Annotated in this window: 17 protein-coding genes and 2 pseudogenes; 13 read left to right on the forward strand and 6 right to left on the reverse strand. The window is 55.1% G+C overall.

Features of this window, described 5'->3' with window-relative positions:
* Positions 1-51: 51 nt before the first annotated feature.
* Positions 52-408, reverse strand: a complete 357-nt coding sequence (gene hypA, locus HV261_RS07820) for a hydrogenase maturation nickel metallochaperone HypA (protein ID WP_101741655.1) — start codon at positions 406-408, stop codon at positions 52-54.
* 198 nt (positions 409-606) lie between these two features.
* Here hypA and hycA point away from each other — a divergent pair, with 198 nt between their 5' ends.
* From hycA to hycI, 9 genes are all read left to right on the forward strand, one after another.
* On the forward strand, positions 607-1065 hold the full coding sequence (gene hycA / locus HV261_RS07825) for a formate hydrogenlyase regulator HycA (protein ID WP_048213032.1): 459 nt from the start codon (positions 607-609) through the stop codon (positions 1063-1065).
* Positions 1066-1207: 142 nt separating this feature from the next.
* The gene (gene hycB / locus HV261_RS07830) at positions 1208-1819 is read left to right on the forward strand and encodes a formate hydrogenlyase subunit HycB (protein WP_202037925.1); all 612 of its coding nucleotides are present in this window, start codon (positions 1208-1210) and stop codon (positions 1817-1819) included.
* On the forward strand, positions 1816-3642 hold the full coding sequence (hycC, locus tag HV261_RS07835; protein WP_202037926.1) for a formate hydrogenlyase subunit 3: 1827 nt from the start codon (positions 1816-1818) through the stop codon (positions 3640-3642). The genes hycB and hycC overlap by 4 nt, the downstream gene beginning before the upstream one ends.
* A gap of 2 nt (positions 3643-3644) precedes the next feature.
* Positions 3645-4568, forward strand: a complete 924-nt coding sequence (locus tag HV261_RS07840; protein WP_202037927.1) for a respiratory chain complex I subunit 1 family protein — start codon at positions 3645-3647, stop codon at positions 4566-4568.
* A gap of 17 nt (positions 4569-4585) precedes the next feature.
* On the forward strand, positions 4586-6295 hold the full coding sequence (gene hycE, locus HV261_RS07845; RefSeq protein WP_202037928.1) for a formate hydrogenlyase subunit HycE: 1710 nt from the start codon (positions 4586-4588) through the stop codon (positions 6293-6295).
* A 9-nt stretch (positions 6296-6304) separates the two neighbouring features.
* Positions 6305-6847: a formate hydrogenlyase complex iron-sulfur subunit gene (locus tag HV261_RS07850; protein WP_202037929.1), complete on the forward strand. Its 543-nt coding sequence runs from the start codon at positions 6305-6307 to the stop codon at positions 6845-6847.
* A complete protein-coding gene (gene hycG / locus HV261_RS07855; protein ID WP_202037930.1) occupies positions 6847-7614 on the forward strand; it encodes a formate hydrogenlyase subunit HycG in 768 nt (255 codons plus the stop codon). The genes HV261_RS07850 and hycG overlap by 1 nt, the downstream gene beginning before the upstream one ends.
* On the forward strand, positions 7611-8021 hold the full coding sequence (gene hycH / locus HV261_RS07860) for a formate hydrogenlyase maturation HycH family protein (protein WP_069324564.1): 411 nt from the start codon (positions 7611-7613) through the stop codon (positions 8019-8021). Before hycG ends, hycH begins: the two co-directional genes overlap by 4 nt.
* Positions 8014-8484 (forward strand): hydrogenase maturation peptidase HycI, encoded by a 471-nt coding sequence (hycI, locus tag HV261_RS07865; RefSeq protein ID WP_202037931.1) that lies wholly within the window; start codon positions 8014-8016, stop codon positions 8482-8484. Before hycH ends, hycI begins: the two co-directional genes overlap by 8 nt.
* A gap of 73 nt (positions 8485-8557) precedes the next feature.
* Here hycI and HV261_RS07870 read toward each other — a convergent pair.
* Positions 8558-8782 (reverse strand): annotated as a pseudogene (locus tag HV261_RS07870) (SymE family type I addiction module toxin); the annotation flags it as partial.
* 166 nt (positions 8783-8948) lie between these two features.
* Here HV261_RS07870 and HV261_RS27625 point away from each other — a divergent pair.
* The 3 genes and pseudogenes from HV261_RS27625 to hypF all read left to right on the forward strand — a co-directional run.
* Positions 8949-9056, forward strand: a pseudogene (locus HV261_RS27625) (transcriptional regulator); the annotation flags it as partial.
* Between the two features lie 145 nt (positions 9057-9201).
* On the forward strand, positions 9202-9747 hold the full coding sequence (gene hydN / locus HV261_RS07875) for an electron transport protein HydN (protein ID WP_003037366.1): 546 nt from the start codon (positions 9202-9204) through the stop codon (positions 9745-9747).
* 95 nt (positions 9748-9842) lie between these two features.
* Positions 9843-12083: a carbamoyltransferase HypF gene (gene hypF, locus HV261_RS07880; protein ID WP_202037933.1), complete on the forward strand. Its 2241-nt coding sequence runs from the start codon at positions 9843-9845 to the stop codon at positions 12081-12083.
* Positions 12084-12222: 139 nt separating this feature from the next.
* On the opposite strand, the gene norW is transcribed toward hypF, so the two are convergent.
* On the reverse strand, positions 12223-13356 hold the full coding sequence (norW, locus tag HV261_RS07885; protein ID WP_202037934.1) for an NADH:flavorubredoxin reductase NorW: 1134 nt from the start codon (positions 13354-13356) through the stop codon (positions 12223-12225).
* Positions 13353-14801, reverse strand: a complete 1449-nt coding sequence (gene norV / locus HV261_RS07890; protein ID WP_202037935.1) for an anaerobic nitric oxide reductase flavorubredoxin — start codon at positions 14799-14801, stop codon at positions 13353-13355. Before norV ends, norW begins: the two co-directional genes overlap by 4 nt.
* 191 nt (positions 14802-14992) lie before the next feature.
* Between norV and norR the strand changes: the two genes are divergently transcribed.
* The gene (norR, locus tag HV261_RS07895) at positions 14993-16510 is read left to right on the forward strand and encodes a nitric oxide reductase transcriptional regulator NorR (protein ID WP_202037936.1); all 1518 of its coding nucleotides are present in this window, start codon (positions 14993-14995) and stop codon (positions 16508-16510) included.
* Here the strand turns inward: norR and gutQ are convergent.
* Both gutQ and srlR read right to left on the reverse strand, forming a co-directional pair.
* On the reverse strand, positions 16507-17472 hold the full coding sequence (gutQ, locus tag HV261_RS07900; protein WP_137382783.1) for an arabinose-5-phosphate isomerase GutQ: 966 nt from the start codon (positions 17470-17472) through the stop codon (positions 16507-16509). The genes norR and gutQ overlap by 4 nt on opposite strands.
* Positions 17465-18238 carry a glucitol operon DNA-binding transcriptional repressor SrlR gene (gene srlR / locus HV261_RS07905; RefSeq protein WP_137382784.1) on the reverse strand — a complete coding sequence of 258 codons (774 nt, stop codon included), beginning with the start codon at positions 18236-18238 and terminating at the stop codon, positions 17465-17467. The genes gutQ and srlR overlap by 8 nt, the downstream gene beginning before the upstream one ends.
* Between the last annotated feature and the right edge of the window lie 68 nt (positions 18239-18306).

Genomic DNA, 18306 nt, shown 5'->3' on the forward strand with positions numbered 1-18306 from the left:
TGTTGCCGGATGGCGGCTTTGCCTTATCCGGCCTGGCAGGTGTCACCGGAATTAGTCTTCGGCGTCGCCTATTTCAATTCTTCGAATCTGTAAGCCATCGTCGGCCACAATTCTCAGCATATCGCTATTGCATTGCGGACACCGACGTACGCGCTGCGTCAGCAACGTAACGTATTGCTGACAAGATTCGCACCAACATTCGGCTTCTTGTTCTTCGAGGTGGAGTTTACAACCTTCTGCAAGGGTGCCACGGCATACCAGATCAAAACAAAAGGCGAGAGCGCTGGTTTCTACGCAAGAAAATGCGCCAATTTTGAGCCAAACCCCAGTTACCCGCTTTGCGCCGTGTTGGGTGGCCTGTTGTTCAATCAATTCCAGTGCCCGTTGGCAGAGGGTTATTTCGTGCATATCGCCTCCTAAGATGTTGCCGTTTTAAAAGCAATAAACATGCCAGGTTGAATTTTCACGTTCGTGACAATGTCGACGATGACGAAATGACATGTCGTCACCGCACCATAAATTCATAACAATATGAAAATAAACAAAATTAATTTTGGCATGAAATGTGCTTAAGGCTGTTCATCTCTGCTAAACGGGTAACCTGACATGACTATTTGGGAAATAAGCGAAAAAGCCGATTACATCGCTGAACGGCATCGTCGCCTACAGGACCAGTGGCGTATCTACTGCAACTCGCTGGTTCAGGGGATCACCCTGTCAAAAGCGCGTTTGCATCATGCGATGAGCTGCGCGCCGGACAAGGATTTGTGCTTTGTCCTTTTTGAACACTTCACTATCTACGTCACGCTGGCGGACGGCTTTAACAGCCACACCATCGAGTACTACGTTGAAACGAAAGACGGTGATGATAAGCAACTGATTGCACAGGCAGAGTTGACCCTCGACGGTAAAGTCGATGAGCGCATCAGCAACCGCGATCGCGAGCAGGTGCTGGAGCACTATCTCGAAAAAATCGCCAGCGTCTACGACAGCCTGTACACCGCGGTTGAAAACAATATGCCGGTGAATTTAAGCCAGCTGGTTGAAGGACATAACCCGGCTTAAGCCTCGGGTGTTGCCCACTTGAGTCATGATGCGGTTTGCTCTGCATCACGACGGTTTAGGGAATGGGCATGTCGAAAAATGTCGAAATGACATTTCACAGACATGTTTTCGTCAAAAATGACTATCACCTGAGGAATGCCTGGTGAATCGTTTTGTAATTGCTGACTCCACTCTTTGCATTGGCTGCCACACCTGTGAGGCCGCCTGCTCAGAGACACATCGCCAGCATGGCCTGCAGTCAATGCCGCGCCTGAAAGTGATGTTAAATGAAAAAGAATCTGCACCGCAGCTTTGCCACCAGTGTGAAGATGCGCCTTGTGCCACAGTTTGTCCGGTTAATGCGATTAACCGTGTCGATGGCGCCGTACAGCTGAATGAAAGCCTGTGCGTCAGCTGCAAATTGTGCGGGATCGCCTGTCCGTTCGGCGCGATTGAGTTTTCCGGCAGCCGTCCACTGCACATCCCGGCGAACGCCAATACGCCAAAAGCGCCTCCGGCTCCGCCGGCTCCTGCGCGTGTGAGCACACTGCTGGACTGGGTTCCGGGCGTTCGCGCTATCGCGGTGAAATGCGATCTGTGTAGTTTTGACGAGCTTGGTCCGGCCTGCGTGCGCATGTGCCCGACCAAAGCCCTGCACCTGGTGAGCAACATGGATATCGCCCGCGCCAGCAAACGTAAGCGTGAGCTGACTTTCAATACCGATTTCGGCGATCTCTCCTTGTTTCAGCAGGCTCAGAGTGGGGATGCAAAATGAGCGCAATTTCACTGATTAACAGCGGCGTAGCCTGGTTTACGGCGGCTGCGGTTTTGGCATTTCTGTTTTCATTTCATAAATCGCTGAGCGGCTGGATTGCTGGGGTTGGCGGTGCGGTCGGCAGCCTGTGTACCGCAGCCGCCGGTTTTACCGTTCTGACTAATGCGCTGGCGGTGAGCGGCGTGATGCCGTTTATTGGTCACAGTCTGCAAATTACTCCGCTGAATGCTATCTGGCTGATTACGCTGGGCCTGTGCGGCCTGTTTGTCAGCCTGTACAACATTGACTGGCATCGTCATCCGCAGGTGAAAGCTAACGGCCTGTTGGTGAATCTGCTGATGGCCGCGGCGGTATGTGCGGTGGTCGCCAGCAACCTCGGTACGTTGGTGGTGATGGCGGAAATCATGGCGCTATGTGCCGTGTTCCTCACCGGATGCAGTAAAGAAGGCAAACTGTGGTTTGCGCTGGGGCGTATCGGTACGCTGCTGTTGGCTATTGCCTGCTACCTGGTATGGCAACGCTACGGCACCCTGGAGCTGCGTCTGCTTGACCTGCGCACCCAGGAGCTGCCGCTCGGGTCTGACATCTGGCTGTTGGGCGTGGCGGGTTTTGGCCTGCTGGCCGGGATCATTCCGCTGCACGGTTGGGTGCCACAGGCACACGCCAATGCCAGCGCACCGGCTGCGGCGCTGTTCTCTACCGTGGTCATGAAGGTGGGTCTGCTGGGTATTCTCTCCCTGTCGCTGCTGGGCGGTAACGCGCCGCTGTGGTGGGGCGTTACGCTGCTGGTGCTGGGCATGATCACCGCGTTTGTTGGCGGTCTGTATGCGCTGATGGAACACAATATCCAGCGCCTGCTGGCGTACCACACGCTGGAAAACATCGGCATTATTCTGCTGGGGCTGGGCGCTGGCGTGACCGGTATTTCGCTGAATCAACCGGTGCTGATTGCGCTGGGTTTGACCGGCGGTCTGTATCATCTGGTTAACCACAGTTTGTTCAAAAGTGTCCTGTTCCTGGGTGCAGGCAGCATCTGGTTCCGTACCGGTCATCGTGATATCGAAAAACTGGGCGGGATCGGTAAACGCATGCCGGTGATTTCTCTGGCGATGCTGGTTGGCCTGATGGCGATGGCCGCGCTGCCGCCGCTGAACGGTTTTGCCGGTGAGTGGGTTATCTATCAATCCTTCTTCAAGCTGGGTAACAGCGGTGCGTTTGTCGGTCGTCTGTTAGGACCATTGTTGGCTGTCGGCCTGGCAATTACCGGCGCACTGGCGGTGATGTGTATGGCGAAAGTCTACGGTGTGACGTTCCTTGGCGCACCGCGCACGAAGGAAGCTGAAAATGCCTGCTGCGCGCCCATCCTGATGGGCGTGAGCGTCGTCGCGTTGGCTATCTGCTGCGTGATTGGCGGCGTGGCTGCGCCGTGGCTGCTGCCGGTGATTTCCTCTGCCGTTCCGCTGCCGTTGGAAACCGCGAACACCGCCGTTTCTCAGCCAATGATCACGCTGCTGCTGATCGCGTGTCCGCTGCTGCCGTTCATCATCATGGCGATTTTCAAAGGCAACCGCCTGCCGTCGCGTTCACGCGGTGCGGCCTGGGTGTGTGGTTACGATCACGAGCAGTCAATGGTGATCACCGCGCACGGCTTTGCCATGCCGGTTAAAGAAGCCTTTGCTCCGGTACTCAAACTGCGTAAATGGCTGAACCCGGTATCACTGGTTCCGGGCTGGCAGAACGCAGCTGCACCGGTTCTGTTCCGTCGCCTGGCGCTGATTGAACTGGCGGTGCTGGTGGTGATTGTGGTTTCACGAGGAGCCTGAGAATGAGTGTTTTATATCCGTTAATTCAGGCGCTGGTGCTGTTTGCCGTGGCGCCGCTGCTGTCCGGTATTACCCGCGTGGCGCGTGCGCGTTTGCACAACCGTCGCGGTCCGGGCGTGTTGCAGGAATACCGCGACATTATCAAACTGCTGGGTCGCCAGAGCATTGCGCCTGCGGATTCCAGTTGGGTTTTCCGCCTGACGCCGTTTGTGATGGTGGGCGTGATGCTGACTATCGCTACCGCGTTGCCGGTGGTGACCGTGGGTTCGCCGCTGCCGCAATTGGGTGATTTGATAACCTTAATCTACCTGTTTGCGATTGCCCGTTTCTTCTTTTCTATCGCCGGTCTGGATACCGGTAGCCCGTTCACCGCCATTGGCGCCAGCCGCGAAGCGATGCTCGGCGTGCTGGTTGAACCTATCCTGCTGCTGGGGCTGTGGGTCGCGGCGCAGGTTGCGGGTTCAACTCATATCAGCAATATCGCCGATACCATTTACCACTGGCCTGCGGCGCGCAGTATCCCGCTGATTCTGGCGCTGTGCGCCTGTGCCTTCGCCACCTTTATCGAAATGGGCAAACTGCCGTTCGACCTGGCGGAAGCAGAACAGGAACTGCAGGAAGGTCCACTGACCGAATACAGCGGCAGCGGTTTTGCGGTGCTGAAATGGGGCATTAGCCTCAAACAGTTGGTGGTTCTGCAAATGTTCGTCGGCGTATTCCTGCCGTGGGGACAGATGGAAACCTTCACCGCGGGTGGGTTGCTGCTGGCGCTGGTGATTGCCATCGTCAAGTTGGTCCTCGGCGTGCTGGTCATCGCCCTGTTCGAAAACAGCATGGCGCGTCTGCGTTTTTGCGCCACTTCACGCGTGACCTGGGCCGGTTTTGGGTTTGCGTTTTTAGCGTTCGTCTCCTTGCTGGTGGCGTGATTTAAGAGAGTTTGAGCATGTCTGAAGAAAAATTAGGTCAACACTATCTCGCCGCACTGCACCAGGCCTTTCCGGGTGTGGTGTTGGATGAAGCCTGGCAGACCAAAGATCAGCTGACAATTACCGTCAAAGTGAACTATCTGCCGGAAGTGGTGGAGTTCCTGTACTACAAACAGGGCGGTTGGTTGTCCGTACTGTTTGGTAACGACGAACGCCAGTTATGCGGTCATTACGCCGTTTACTACGTGATGTCGATGGAGCAGGGTACCAAGTGCTGGATAACCGTCCGCGTTGAAGTCGATGCCAATAAGCTGGAATTCCCGTCTGTTACGCCACGTGTACCCGCAGCCGTCTGGGGCGAGCGTGAAGTGCGTGATATGTACGGTTTGATCCCGGTGGGGCTGCCGGATGAACGTCGTCTGGTCCTGCCGGATGACTGGCCGGACGAACTCTACCCGCTGCGTAAAGACAGCATGGATTATCGTCAGCGCCCGGCACCGACTACCGATGCCGAAACCTACGAGTTCATCAACGAACTGGGCGACAAGAAAAATAACGTGGTGCCGATTGGCCCACTGCATGTGACCTCCGATGAACCGGGGCACTTCCGTCTGTTTGTTGATGGCGAAAACATCATCGATGCCGACTACCGCCTGTTCTATGTCCACCGCGGCATGGAGAAACTGGCGGAAACCCGTATGGGTTATAACGAAGTGACGTTCCTGTCGGATCGCGTGTGCGGTATTTGTGGTTTTGCCCACAGCACTGCGTACACCACCTCCGTTGAGAATGCGATGGGTATCGTGGTGCCGGAACGCGCACAGATGATCCGCGCCATTCTGCTGGAAGTTGAACGTCTGCACTCGCACCTGCTGAACCTCGGTCTGGCCTGTCACTTTACCGGTTTCGATTCCGGCTTCATGCAATTCTTCCGTGTGCGTGAAACGTCCATGAAGATGGCGGAAATTCTCACCGGGGCGCGTAAAACGTACGGTCTGAACCTGATCGGCGGGATCCGTCGTGACCTGCTGAAAGAAGACATGATCCAGACCCGTCAACTGGCGCAGCAAATGCGTCGTGACGTGCAGGAACTGGTCGACATGCTGCTCAGCACGCCGAACATGGAACAGCGTACCGTTGGCATTGGTCGCCTGGACCCGGAAATTGCCCGTGACTTCAGTAACGTCGGCCCGATGGTTCGCGCCAGCGGCCACGCACGTGATACCCGCGCAGACCACCCGTTCGTCGGTTACGGTTTACTGCCGATGGAAGTCCACAGCGAGCAAGGTTGTGATGTCATTTCTCGTCTGAAAGTCCGTATCAACGAAGTCTATACCGCACTGAACATGATCGACTTTGGTCTGGATAACCTGCCGGGCGGCCCGCTGGCGGTCGAAGGCTTTACCTATATTCCACACCGTTTTGCGCTGGGCTTTGCCGAAGCGCCGCGTGGGGATGATATCCACTGGAGTATGACTGGCGACAACCAGAAACTGTACCGCTGGCGCTGCCGTGCGGCCACCTATGCTAACTGGCCGACGCTGCGTTACATGCTGCGTGGTAACACCGTTTCCGATGCTCCGCTGATTATCGGTAGCCTCGATCCTTGCTATTCCTGTACTGACCGTATGACCGTGGTCGATGTGCGTAAGAAGAAGAGCAAAGTCGTGCCGTACAAAGAACTTGAGCGCTACAGCATCGAGCGTAAAAACTCGCCGCTGAAATAAGGAATCGCCATGTTTACCTTTATCAAAAAAGTCATCAAAACCGGGGCGCCGACGTCGTCGTATCCGCTGGAGCCGATTGCGGTCGATAAAAACTTCCGTGGTAAGCCGGAACACAATCCGCAGCAGTGCATTGGCTGTGCGGCCTGTATCAATGCGTGCCCGTCTAACGCGCTGACGGTAGAAACCGATCTTGTCACCAATGAGCTGGCGTGGCAGTTCAACCTCGGTCGCTGCATTTTCTGTGGCCGCTGTGAAGAAGTTTGCCCGACGGCGGCAATCAAGCTGTCGCAGGAGTATGAGCTGGCGGTGTGGAAGAAAGAAGATTTTCTGCAGCAGTCTCGCTTTGCGCTGTGCAATTGCCGCGTATGTAACCGTCCATTTGCGGTGCAAAAAGAGATTGATTACGCCATTGCGCTGCTGAAGCACAACGGTGACACCCGTGCGGAAAATCACCGTGACAGCTTTGAGACCTGCCCGGACTGTAAGCGCCAGAAATGTCTGGTGCCGTCTGACCGTATTGAACTGACTCGCCATATGAAAGAGGCCAGCTGATGAGCAATTTATTAGGCCCACGTGATGCCAACGGTATTCCGGTACCGATGACGGTGGATGAATCCATTGCCAGCATGAAAGCGTCGCTGCTTAAAAGCATCAAGCGTTCAGCGTACGTTTACCGTGTGGACTGCGGCGGCTGCAACGGCTGTGAAATCGAAATTTTCGCCACGCTTTCTCCGCTGTTTGATGCCGAACGTTTCGGTATCAAAGTCGTTCCATCACCGCGTCATGCGGATATTTTGCTGTTCACTGGCGCGGTAACCCGTGCCATGCGCTCTCCGGCACTGCGCGCCTGGCAGTCTGCGCCAGACCCGAAGATTTGTATCTCCTACGGTGCCTGCGGTAACAGCGGTGGTATTTTCCACGACCTATACTGCGTATGGGGCGGTACCGACAAAATTGTACCGGTGGATGTGTATATTCCTGGCTGTCCTCCGACGCCTGCGGCAACGCTGTACGGTTTTGCGATGGCGCTTGGCCTGTTGGAACAGAAAATTCATGCACGTGCACCGGGTGAACTGGACGCACAACCTGCGGAAATTCTGCATCCGGATATGGTTCAACCGCTGCGCGTGAAGGTGGATCGCGAAGCGCGTCGTCTGGCGGGTTATCGCTATGGTCGCCAGATTGCCGATGACTATATGCTGCAGTTAGGGCAGGGTGAGCAGCAGGTGGCACGCTGGCTGGAGGCGGAAAACGATCCGCGTCTGACTGAGATCGTTACCCATCTTAACCATGTAGTCGAAGAGGCGCGTATCCGATGAGTGAAACGGTGGTGTTCAGTCAACTGAGCCGTAAGTTTATTGATGAGAACGATGCAACGCCCGCCGAGGCGCAGCAGGTTGTCTATTACAGCCTGGCGATTGGTCACCACCTGGGGGTCATCGATTGCCTGGAGGCGGCGTTAACCTGCCCATGGGATGAGTATCTGGCGTGGATTGCTACACTTGCCGAAGGCAGCGAAGCCCGACGTAAAATGGAAGGTGTGCCAAAGTACGGGGAAATCGTCATCGATTTTAACCATGTGCAAATGCTGGCGCGCGCGTTTGACGACGCACGTGCCGTGCAGACGCCGCAGCAACAGGAATGGAGCAAGCTGATGCTGAGTATGCTTCATGACATTCACCAGGAAAGCGCTATCTATCTGATGGTGAGGAGACACCGTGACTGACGTTTTATTATGTGTGGGTAACAGCATGATGGGCGATGACGGCGCGGGGCCGCTGTTGGCGGAAATGTGTGCTGCAAATCCTCAGGGTAGTTGGGTGGTCATTGATGGCGGCAGCGCGCCGGAGAACGATATCGTCGCGATCCGTGAACTGCGTCCTGAGCGTCTGTTGATTGTGGATGCCACCGATATGGGGTTAAATCCTGGCGAGATCCGTATCATCGATCCTGATGATATTGCCGAGATGTTCATGATGACCACGCACAACATGCCGCTGAACTACCTGGTCGATCAGCTGAAAGACGATGTTGGAGAGGTGATTTTCCTCGGTATTCAGCCGGATATCGTCGGCTTTTACTACCCGATGACACAGCCAATCAAAGAGGCGGTTGAAACCGTGTATCAGCGATTAGCTGGGTGGGAAGGCCACGGTGGATTCTCTGAGTTAGAAGCCCCGGAAGACTAAACTGTACCCGTGCCGGATGCGTTGTGCGTCCGGCCTGTTTTGCTCCTCGTACCCTCTGCTATTCCGTTGCCTGCTCAATAATTAATTTTCCCTGCATCACTGACACCTTCACTGCCGTACCGGTAGGGAACCCGGCCTGTTCCAGCCAGTCGCCATTCAACGTTAACGAGGCGTGTCGGCTGATGCGTAGCGTGAAACCTGTCTTACGATCTTCATGGCGTTTTCTGACATACCCCACGGTTAAACGGCGTACGGGCTTGGTGATTACCCCGGTTGTGTTGCCATTTTTATCCGACATGAACGCTTCCTTGTGCTGAATGGTTAAGACGAAAAACTACTGAATAAAATGCCAGTAAAAAAGCATGGGGGCAAACCTGAAACTGGAAGGGGGATTCCACATTGAGAATGCAATTCATGAAATGAAAGTGTTATGCGGGTAGATTTCATGGGCGATTTGCGTCGCGATTGGACGCCTTATCTTTATGCCGGGAGATGGGGTTTTTACGCCGCCAAAAAGTTTCACCGGCGAGCTGATTGATCGCGACGCCATTGCCCTGTCAGTTTCACGTTGACCGCTGTCATTAGTCATCGTCACTAGTGACGATGACACCCCATACAGCACCAGCATTAAATAAAAAACCTTAAATAACAGTGAATTAAATTCTGGCACGATTTGTGTATGTTTCGGCAGATAATCTGTCATTGCTGGAGAATTTGATGAACCGTTTCATCATTGCAGACGCCAATAAATGCATTGGTTGCCGTACCTGTGAAGTGGCCTGCGTGGTATCCCATCAGGATAACCAGGACTGCGCATCGCTGACCCCTGAAACCTTTTTACCCCGCATTCACGTGATCAAAGGCGTTAATGTCTCCACGGCGACGCTGTGCCGCCAGTGCGAAGATGCGCCGTGCGCTAACGTCTGTCCGAATGGTGCAATCAGCCGTGATAAAGGCTTTGTCCATGTGATGCAGGAACGCTGCATTGGGTGTAAAACCTGCGTTGTGGCGTGCCCTTACGGTGCGATGGAAGTGGTCGTACGTCCGGTTGTGCGTAACAGCGGCGCGGGTCTGAACGTCCGTGCAGAAAAAGCCGAAGCCAATAAATGCGACCTGTGCCACCACCGCGAAGCGGGCCCTGCCTGTATGGAAGTCTGCCCAACGCACGCACTGATTTATGTGGATCGCAATAAGCTTGAGCAACTGAGTGCCGAAAAACGTCGCCGCGCCGCGCTGGACTCTACCGCATCTTTGCTGTTCTGATATCTGAAAATCCGCGTAAAATACGGTAGTACTTATGCCGGATGGCGGCTTTGCCTTATCCGGCCTACGGGGATAGATGACTGCGGGACTACTTAATGACAATAAACCACCACTCCGGCGTACAACTGCGTATTCGCGGCAAGGTTCAGGGCGTCGGATTTCGCCCCTTTGTCTGGCAACTGGCGCAACGCCTACAGCTACACGGCGACGTGTGTAACGACGGTGACGGTGTGGTTGTGCGCTTACAGGAAGATCCGGCGGAGTTTATTGCGCAGTTGCATCAACACTGTCCACCGTTGGCGCGCATTGACAGCGTTGAGAGAGAACCATTCGCCTGGACGAAGCAGCCTGCTGATTTCTCGATTCGACAGAGCGCGGGCGGAACGATGAATACGCAAATTGTCCCCGATGCCGCGACCTGTCCTGAATGCCTTGTTGAAATGAACACGCCCGGCGAACGTCGCTATCGCTATCCCTTTATCAACTGCACCCACTGTGGCCCACGTTTTACGATTATCCGCGCGATGCCGTATGACCGTCCGTTGACCGTCATGGCGTCTTTCCCGCTCTGTCCGCAGTGCGACAAAGAGTATCGCGATCCGTATGACCGTCGCTTCCACGCCCAGCCCGTTGCTTGCCCGGCATGCGGCCCGCATCTGGAATGGATCAGTACTGACGTGCGGGCTGAAAAAGAAGACGCACTGCAGGCGGCGGTGGTACAGCTGAAAGTGGGCGGTATTGTGGCGGTGAAAGGCATTGGTGGGTTTCATCTGGTGTGCGATGCGCGAAATGATAACGCCGTGGCCCGACTCAGGCAGCGCAAACACCGTCCGGCTAAGCCTCTGGCGGTGATGTTGCCCGATGATAACGGATTGCCAGAGGCCGCTCGTCGTCTGCTGACAACACCCGCTGCGCCGATCGTGTTGGTGAATAAACACGATGTGGTTGCGCTCAGTGAGGAGATTGCGCCCGGGCTGACGGAAGTTGGGGTAATGCTACCCGCTAATCCGTTACAGCATCTGCTGTTACAGGCACTAAACTGCCCACTGGTGATGACCTCCGGCAATCTTAGCGGCAGGCCACCGGCTATTACCAATGCGCAGGCTCTGGAGGATTTGCGTGAGATTGCCGACGGTTTCCTGCTGCACAACCGTGAAATTGTGCAGCGCATGGATGATTCCGTGGTACGCCAAAGCGGGGAAATGCTGCGCCGATCCCGGGGCTACGTGCCGGATGCGGTTGCGCTACCGCCGGGCTTTCGCGATGTGCCGCCGATGTTGTGTTTAGGCGCAGATTTAAAAAATACTTTCTGTCTGGTGCGTGGTGAGCAGGCGGTTATCAGCCAGCATTTGGGCGATCTTAGCGATGATGGTATTCAACATCAGTGGCGTGACGCGTTGCGCCTGATCCAGAATATTTATGACTTTACGCCCCAGCGTATCGTCCATGACGCGCACCCTGGTTATGTTTCCAGTCAGTGGGCCAGCGAGATGAATCTGCCGACTGAAACGGTGCTGCATCATCATGCGCATGCTGCTGCGTGCCTGGCCGAGCACGGCTGGCCGCTGGACGGTGGCGATGTGATTGCCCTGACGCTGGACGGCATTGGCATGGGCGAAAACGGGGTGCTGTGGGGCGGCGAGTGTCTGCGGGTCAATTATCGCGAATGCGAACACCTTGGTGGCTTACCGGCCGTGGCGCTGGCCGGCGGCGATCTGGCGGCAAAACAGCCGTGGCGCAATCTGTTGGCGCAGTGCCTGCGTTTTGTTCCTGACTGGCAGCGTTACCCGGAAACGTCAGCGCTGCAACAGCAAAACTGGCCGGTGCTGGCTCGCGCCATCGAGCGTGGGATCAATACTCCACTGGCCTCATCGTGCGGACGGTTGTTTGATGCCGTTGCAGCCGCACTCCAGTGCGCGCCGGAATCGCTGAGCTACGAGGGCGAAGCGGCCTGTGCCCTGGAGACGATGGCATCGCAATGTGCTGGCGTTGATCACCCTGTCACGGTGCCGCTTGCTGGCAATCATCTGGACTTAGCGGCTTTTTGGCAGCAATGGCTGAACTGGCAGGCTAAATCTACAGAAAGAGCGTGGGCGTTTCACGATGCGCTGGCGCATGGTTTTGCCACCCTGATGCGGGAACAGGCCGAAGCGCGCAGGATTAAGACGTTAGTATTCAGCGGCGGCGTAATGCATAACCGTTTATTGTCAGCCCGACTGGCATTTTACCTGGCCGATTTTACGTTATTGTTCCCGCAGCGTTTACCGGCGGGTGACGGTGGATTGTCATTGGGGCAGGGTGTGATTGCCGCGGCGCGAGTGTTAGGGCAAAAATAAAAAAAGCCCCGGGACTGGCGGGGCAAGAAAAGCATGTCGGGGCATACCGACAAGTGGCAACGCACATCCATATGCGTGAGGTTAAAAATCAGTAGCCGCGTTGCTGGATAAGGCGAAGCCGCCATCCGGCGCCACAGACTTACACGGGCAACGTTTTCAGCAGTGCGAAAGCTTCTTTCATCCGGTCTTCACTCACGACGAAGGCGCACAATTGACCTTCGTCGTTCATCCCTCGGGCGACCATCCCCTGCGCTTCGGCGGCAATATGCCAGTTCAGATCGCGGCGCTGGGTTTCCCCGGCCAGATGTAATGGCAGTTCCGGCGTTTTGACTTTTACCAGCATGGCGGGCAGCTTCAACGGCGCGTTACCACCGAGCAGGTTTTTCGCCAGATACATGGCGCTTAACTGAATTGGTTGCAGGAAAGGTAGTACCTGACCGTTAATTTCCGCACAGTCACCGAGCGCATAGATGTCCGGATGACTGGTTTGCAAGTAGCTGTCGACGCAAACGCCCCGATTGATGTTCAATCCGGCGCGACGCGCCAGTGCGGTTTCCGGACGCAGACCGGTTGCAGCGATCACCGCATCAACGTCGACACTACGGTGACGATCTAGCGTGGCGCGGATACCGGTGCTGGTTTTCTCCAGACCTTGCAGTTGCGATTTTAACAGCAGATGCACACCCATATCGGTCAGACGATGCTGCAAACGGCTGCTGACTTCCGGCGGCATTAACGAGGCCAGAATGCTGGCGGCGTTATCGATAAGCGTCACCGCTTTGCCGGCACGACAGAAATCCATCGCCAGTTCGCTGCCAATCAAGCCACCGCCGACAATCAGTACCCGCTGGGCGTCACGCAGCTGTGTTTCACAGGCGCGATACTCTTGTTGGCTGTTCAAAGTGAGCATTAACTCACGCCCGGTAACCGGTGGCACAAAAGCCGATGCGCCCGTTGCCAGTACCAGTTTGTCGTACTCCCACTGCTGCTCCTGGCTTTTCACCACGTGAGCATCCGCATCGATATCAGTAACCCAGGTATGTGGAAACAGGCGTAAGTTAAACTGTTCGGCAAACTCCCCCGCCGACTGGCGGGTGAGGTCGTCTGCGCGCTGTGCCTGACTGATCACGTGGCTGAGATCGGGCTTGTTGTACTCATCCATGCTGTCAGCGGCAATCAGGGTCAACGGAACCGTTGCATCCTGTTTACGGATATTTTTGACTAACTGGCGGGCGGCAAAGCCCGAACCAATAATGACAATTCCGCGGCTCATTTTGCCTCCGTTGCCAGTACGTCAAAGACGTCTTTACCTAATGAACATTCCGGGCACAGGAAGTTGTCCGGCACGTCGCTCCATGGTGTACCCGGTGCGACATCCTGCAACGGCTCACCTTTTGCTGGATCGTAGATCCACTGGCACACGCTACACTGCATGCTTGGGCCAAGATCCGCGGCAGCCGCAGCGGCACAGGCACAGGCTTCTTCCTCGGCGACGGCTTTCACGTGGGTTTCCGGCAGCGGAGCAAGTGCCCACTGACGTGCAATTTCTCGACCGTGCTGGCGGCACAGTTCCAGCGCATCCAGATCCGGACGCCATTTTGCTTTCAGGCTCAGTGACATTTCAAAACCCGCATCCTGCAGGCGAGTGGACAAACGGTCTACCGCACCGCCGCTCCAGCCGTGTGAACCGAAGGCGCTGGCGCGTTTGTTACGAAAACGCAGGCCGGTCATCTCTTCCACCAGGCCGGCGATTTTCGGCATCATCACGTTGTTCATGGTTGAGGTCCCGACCAGCACGCCTTTAGAGCGGAAGACGTTAGTCAGGACTTCGTTTTTGTCGCTACGGGCAACGTTGAAGATTTTCACCGCGACGTTCGGGTCCACTTCGTTGATACCCTGGGCAATCGCGTCCGCCATCATGCGGGTGTTGTTCGACATGGTGTCGTAGAAAATGGTGATGCGGTCTTCCTGGTAATCCGCCGCCCATTTCAGGTACATCTCCACGATTTGTGTTGGGTTGTCGCGCCATACCACACCGTGGGAGGTGGCAATCATATCGACCGGCAGGTTGAAGCCGAGGATCTCCGTGATTTTTGGTGTGACCAGACGGCTGAACGGGGTCAGGATATTGGCGTAGTAGCGCTGACACTGTTCGAACAACTCCGTCTGATCCACTTCGTCATTGAACAGGCGTTCGTCACAATAGTGCTGGCCAAAGGCGTCGTTACTGAACAGTACCGCATCACCGGTCATGTAGGTCATCATGCTGTCCGGCCAGTGCAGCATCGGTGTTTCCACGAAGATCAGCTGTTTGCCGTTACCAATGTCCAGTGAATCACCGGTTTTCACCACGTTAAAGTTCCATTCCGGGTGATGGTGGTGACCGTTGATGGAGTCAATGGCGTTGGCTGTGCAGTAAATCGGGGTATCCGGGATGCAGGACATCAGCTCGGTCAACGCCCCGGCGTGGTCTTCTTCCGCATGGTTAATGATGATGTAATCGATATCTGCCAGGTCGATTTCACTGCGCAGGTTCTGCACGAATTCACGGCTAAACTTGTGGTCTACTGTATCGATCAGGACATTTTTTTCTTCACGGATAAGATAGCTGTTGTAGCTGCTGCCGCGCAGCGTTTTGTATTCGGTTCCGTGGAAATCACGAACTTCCCAGTCACGTTGGCCAACCCAATGAATGTTATTTTTAACCAGAATAGACATAGCAACCTCAGTAATTAATTTCGCGTTTTTCTAAAAAAGATGTTTTGCTTATTGCAGGTTGCGTGCCAACTTTTTATTTATTTGATTTGTAACGATTTAATATTTATTTCCTACAAAGAGGTAGTCAAAATGACTATTCATTTCATTGTCAATATGACAATATGAATTGTCAAAATGACAATGAGGTGGTCATGAGCTTTTCTGTAGACGTGCTGGCGGGCATCGCCATTGAATTACAAAGCGGTATTGGGCATCAGGACCGTTTTCAACGCCTGATCACGACGTTACGTCAGGTGCTGGAGTGCGATGCATCGGCATTATTGCGCTATGAATCCCGACAATTTATTCCGCTGGCGATCGATGGACTGACGCAGGATGTTCTCGGCAGGCGCTTTACGCTGGAGGGGCACCCGCGGCTGGAGGCGATTGCCCGTGCCGGGGATGTGGTGCGTTTCCCCGCCGACAGCGATTTGCCCGATCCTTATGATGGGCTGATCCCCGGTCAGGAGAGCCTGAAGGTGCATGCCTGTATCGGATTGCCGCTGTTTGCCGGACAAAATCTGATCGGGGCGCTCACGCTGGATGGCATGGAGCCCGATCAGTTCGATGTGTTCAGTGATGAAGAGCTTAGGCTGATTGCCGCGCTGGCGGCGGGCGCGCTCAGTAATGCGCTGCTGATTGAGCAGCTGGAAAGCCAGAACATGCTGCCAGGCTCGTCAACGGCCTTCGAGCAGGTGAAAGAAACGCAAATGATTGGCCTGTCGCCCAATATGATGCAACTGAAAAAAGAGATCGAGATTGTTGCGGCCTCCGATCTCAATGTTTTGATCAGCGGTGAGACGGGAACCGGGAAAGAGCTGGTGGCGAAGGCTATCCATGAAGGTTCACCGCGTGCGGTAAATCCACTGGTGTATCTGAACTGCGCGGCGTTGCCGGAAAGCGTGGCGGAAAGCGAGCTGTTTGGTCACGTCAAAGGGGCGTTTACCGGGGCTATCAGCAACCGTAGCGGCAAGTTTGAAATGGCGGACAACGGTACGCTGTTTCTGGATGAGATAGGTGAATTGTCGCTGGCGCTACAGGCCAAGCTGCTGCGCGTATTGCAGTACGGGGATATTCAGCGCGTGGGGGACGATCGCAGTCTGCGCGTTGACGTACGCGTGCTGGCCGCAACCAACCGCGATTTGCGTGAAGAGGTGCTGGCCGGGAATTTCCGCGCGGATTTGTTTCATCGCCTGAGCGTCTTTCCACTTTCTGTGCCACCGCTGCGCGAACGCGGTGAGGACGTCGTGTTGCTGGCGGGCTATTTTTGCGAGCAATGTCGGCTGCGACTGGGGCTTTCCCGTGTGGTGTTAAGCCCCGGCGCGCGTAGCCATTTGTTGAACTACGGCTGGCCGGGAAACGTGCGTGAACTGGAACATGCCATTCACCGGGCGGTGGTGCTGGCAAGGGCGACAAGGGCAGGGGATGAAGTGGTTCTGGAAGCGCAGCATTTTGCTTTACAGGATGACAGTTCTGTCCTGCCGTCGCAGGTTCTTCCCGAGGTTCCGCTACATCATAACCTGCGTGAGGCAACAGAGTCTTTCCAACGGGAGATGATTCGTCGGGCGCTGGCGCAGAATAATCACAGTTGGGCGGCAAGTGCGCGGGCACTGGAAACAGACGTCGCCAACCTGCACCGGCTGGCGAAGCGTCTTGGACTGAAGGATTAAATAATCCCTGCCTGATAGAAATCCTGCAGGTTGATAGCGCCGGTGAGCTTACCGTTTTCATCCACCACCGGCGCCGCGGTGATTTTGCGCTTCATCAGAACTTCTTTAGCATCAATCGCACGGCTCTGCGCCTGCAGCGTGACGCCATTATGGGTCATCGCTTCGCTTACCTGAGTGGTGAGCGCACCACCGCCGACCAGCCAACGGCGCAGGTCACCGTCGGTGAACACACCTTTCACCAGCGATTGATCGTCGCAGACCGCTACCAGACCCAGACCTGTACGACTCAGTTCCAGCATGGCATCCATGACGCTGGTGGTGAGCGTTACCTGTGGCACAGCATCGTCACGGCGCATCAGGTGATGCACTTTATTTAACAGACGTGCGCCCAGCGCGCCGGCCGGATGCGAGCGGGCGAAATCTTCTTCGTTAAACCCGCGTGCCTGCATCACGGCTATTGCCAGCGCATCGCCCATCATCAGCGTGTTGACGGTGCTGGAGGTTGGCGCCAGACGCATCGGGCAGGCTTCACGCTCTACTGAAATATCCAACACCGCTTTGGCTGCCAGGCCCAGTGGCGAGGTTGGTTTTCCGGTCATTGCCAGCAGGGTGACGGATTTGTCTTCCAGGCGTGGAATGATGAGATCCAGCTCTTTAGCCCCGCCAGAGTAGGAGATAAACAGCATGACATCGCGGCTTTCAATCATTCCTAAGTCGCCGTGCAGCGCTTCTGCCGGATGCACAAAAAAGGCGGGCGTGCCGGTACTGGCGAGGGTTGCCGCGATTTTTTTGCCAATATGGCCTGACTTGCCAATCCCGGAAACAATCACTTTTCCTTCACAGTGGATGATAGTATTGGCGGCTCGAACAAAATCATCGCCCAGTCGCTCTGGCAGTCGGCTGGCTTCCTGTAATTCCAGCATTAACGTCTGACGGCCCGCGTTCAGTAGTGCATCACTCATTGGTCTCTCCGGTTATAATCACTTCAATCCCTTTTGCTTCCAGCGCCTGACGAAACGCAGGATTAATACCCGCATCGGTAATCAATTTGTCGACGCTTTCCAGACTGCACACAACATTGGGGCTTTTGCGCCCAAATTTTGACGAGTCAGCCATCAGAATGACTTCGCGAGCGGCATTGCACATCGCTTTACTGACGCTAAACACCTCATTAAATGTGGTTACGCCGGCATTGAGATCGATGCCGTCGGTGCCCATGAAGAGTTTATCAAAGCTGAACTGCTCAAAGGCATTTTCTGCCAGCTGTCCGTGAAATGACGCAGATTTTTTGCGGAATGTTCCGCCGGGCATCAGGATGGTTTGCTCGTTGTCCAGCTCTGAAAGCGCATTAACAATGTGCAGGCTGTTGGTCATGACGGTGATGTTGCTAAAGCGGCTGAGCATCGGCACCATCTGCAGCACCGTACTGCCCGCATCCAGAATTATGGAGTCGCCATCGTGAATAAAGCGAACGGCAGCTTCGGCAATTTGCTCTTTTTTATGCGTGTTGATCAGCGTCTTGTGATCGATTGGCGGGTCAGATTCGTCTTTATTCAATACTACGCCGCCATAGGTGCGAATGACGGTTCCGGCATTTTCCAGAGTGACCAGATCTTTGCGAATGGTCGTACCGGTGGTGTCAAAGTAGTGGGCCAGTTCTTCAACTGAGCATTTTCCCTGCTTTTGCAAGTGCTCCAGTATGGCAGCCTGACGCTGACGAGGTTTCATAGGCGTGATTACCCTGACTTAATAAGTTGCAAAATGATAATTTCGCAAGCTATTAGCATTCACAACGA

It is taken from the genome of Citrobacter sp. RHBSTW-00671 (assembly GCF_014103415.1).
Lineage (GTDB): Bacteria > Pseudomonadota > Gammaproteobacteria > Enterobacterales > Enterobacteriaceae > Citrobacter.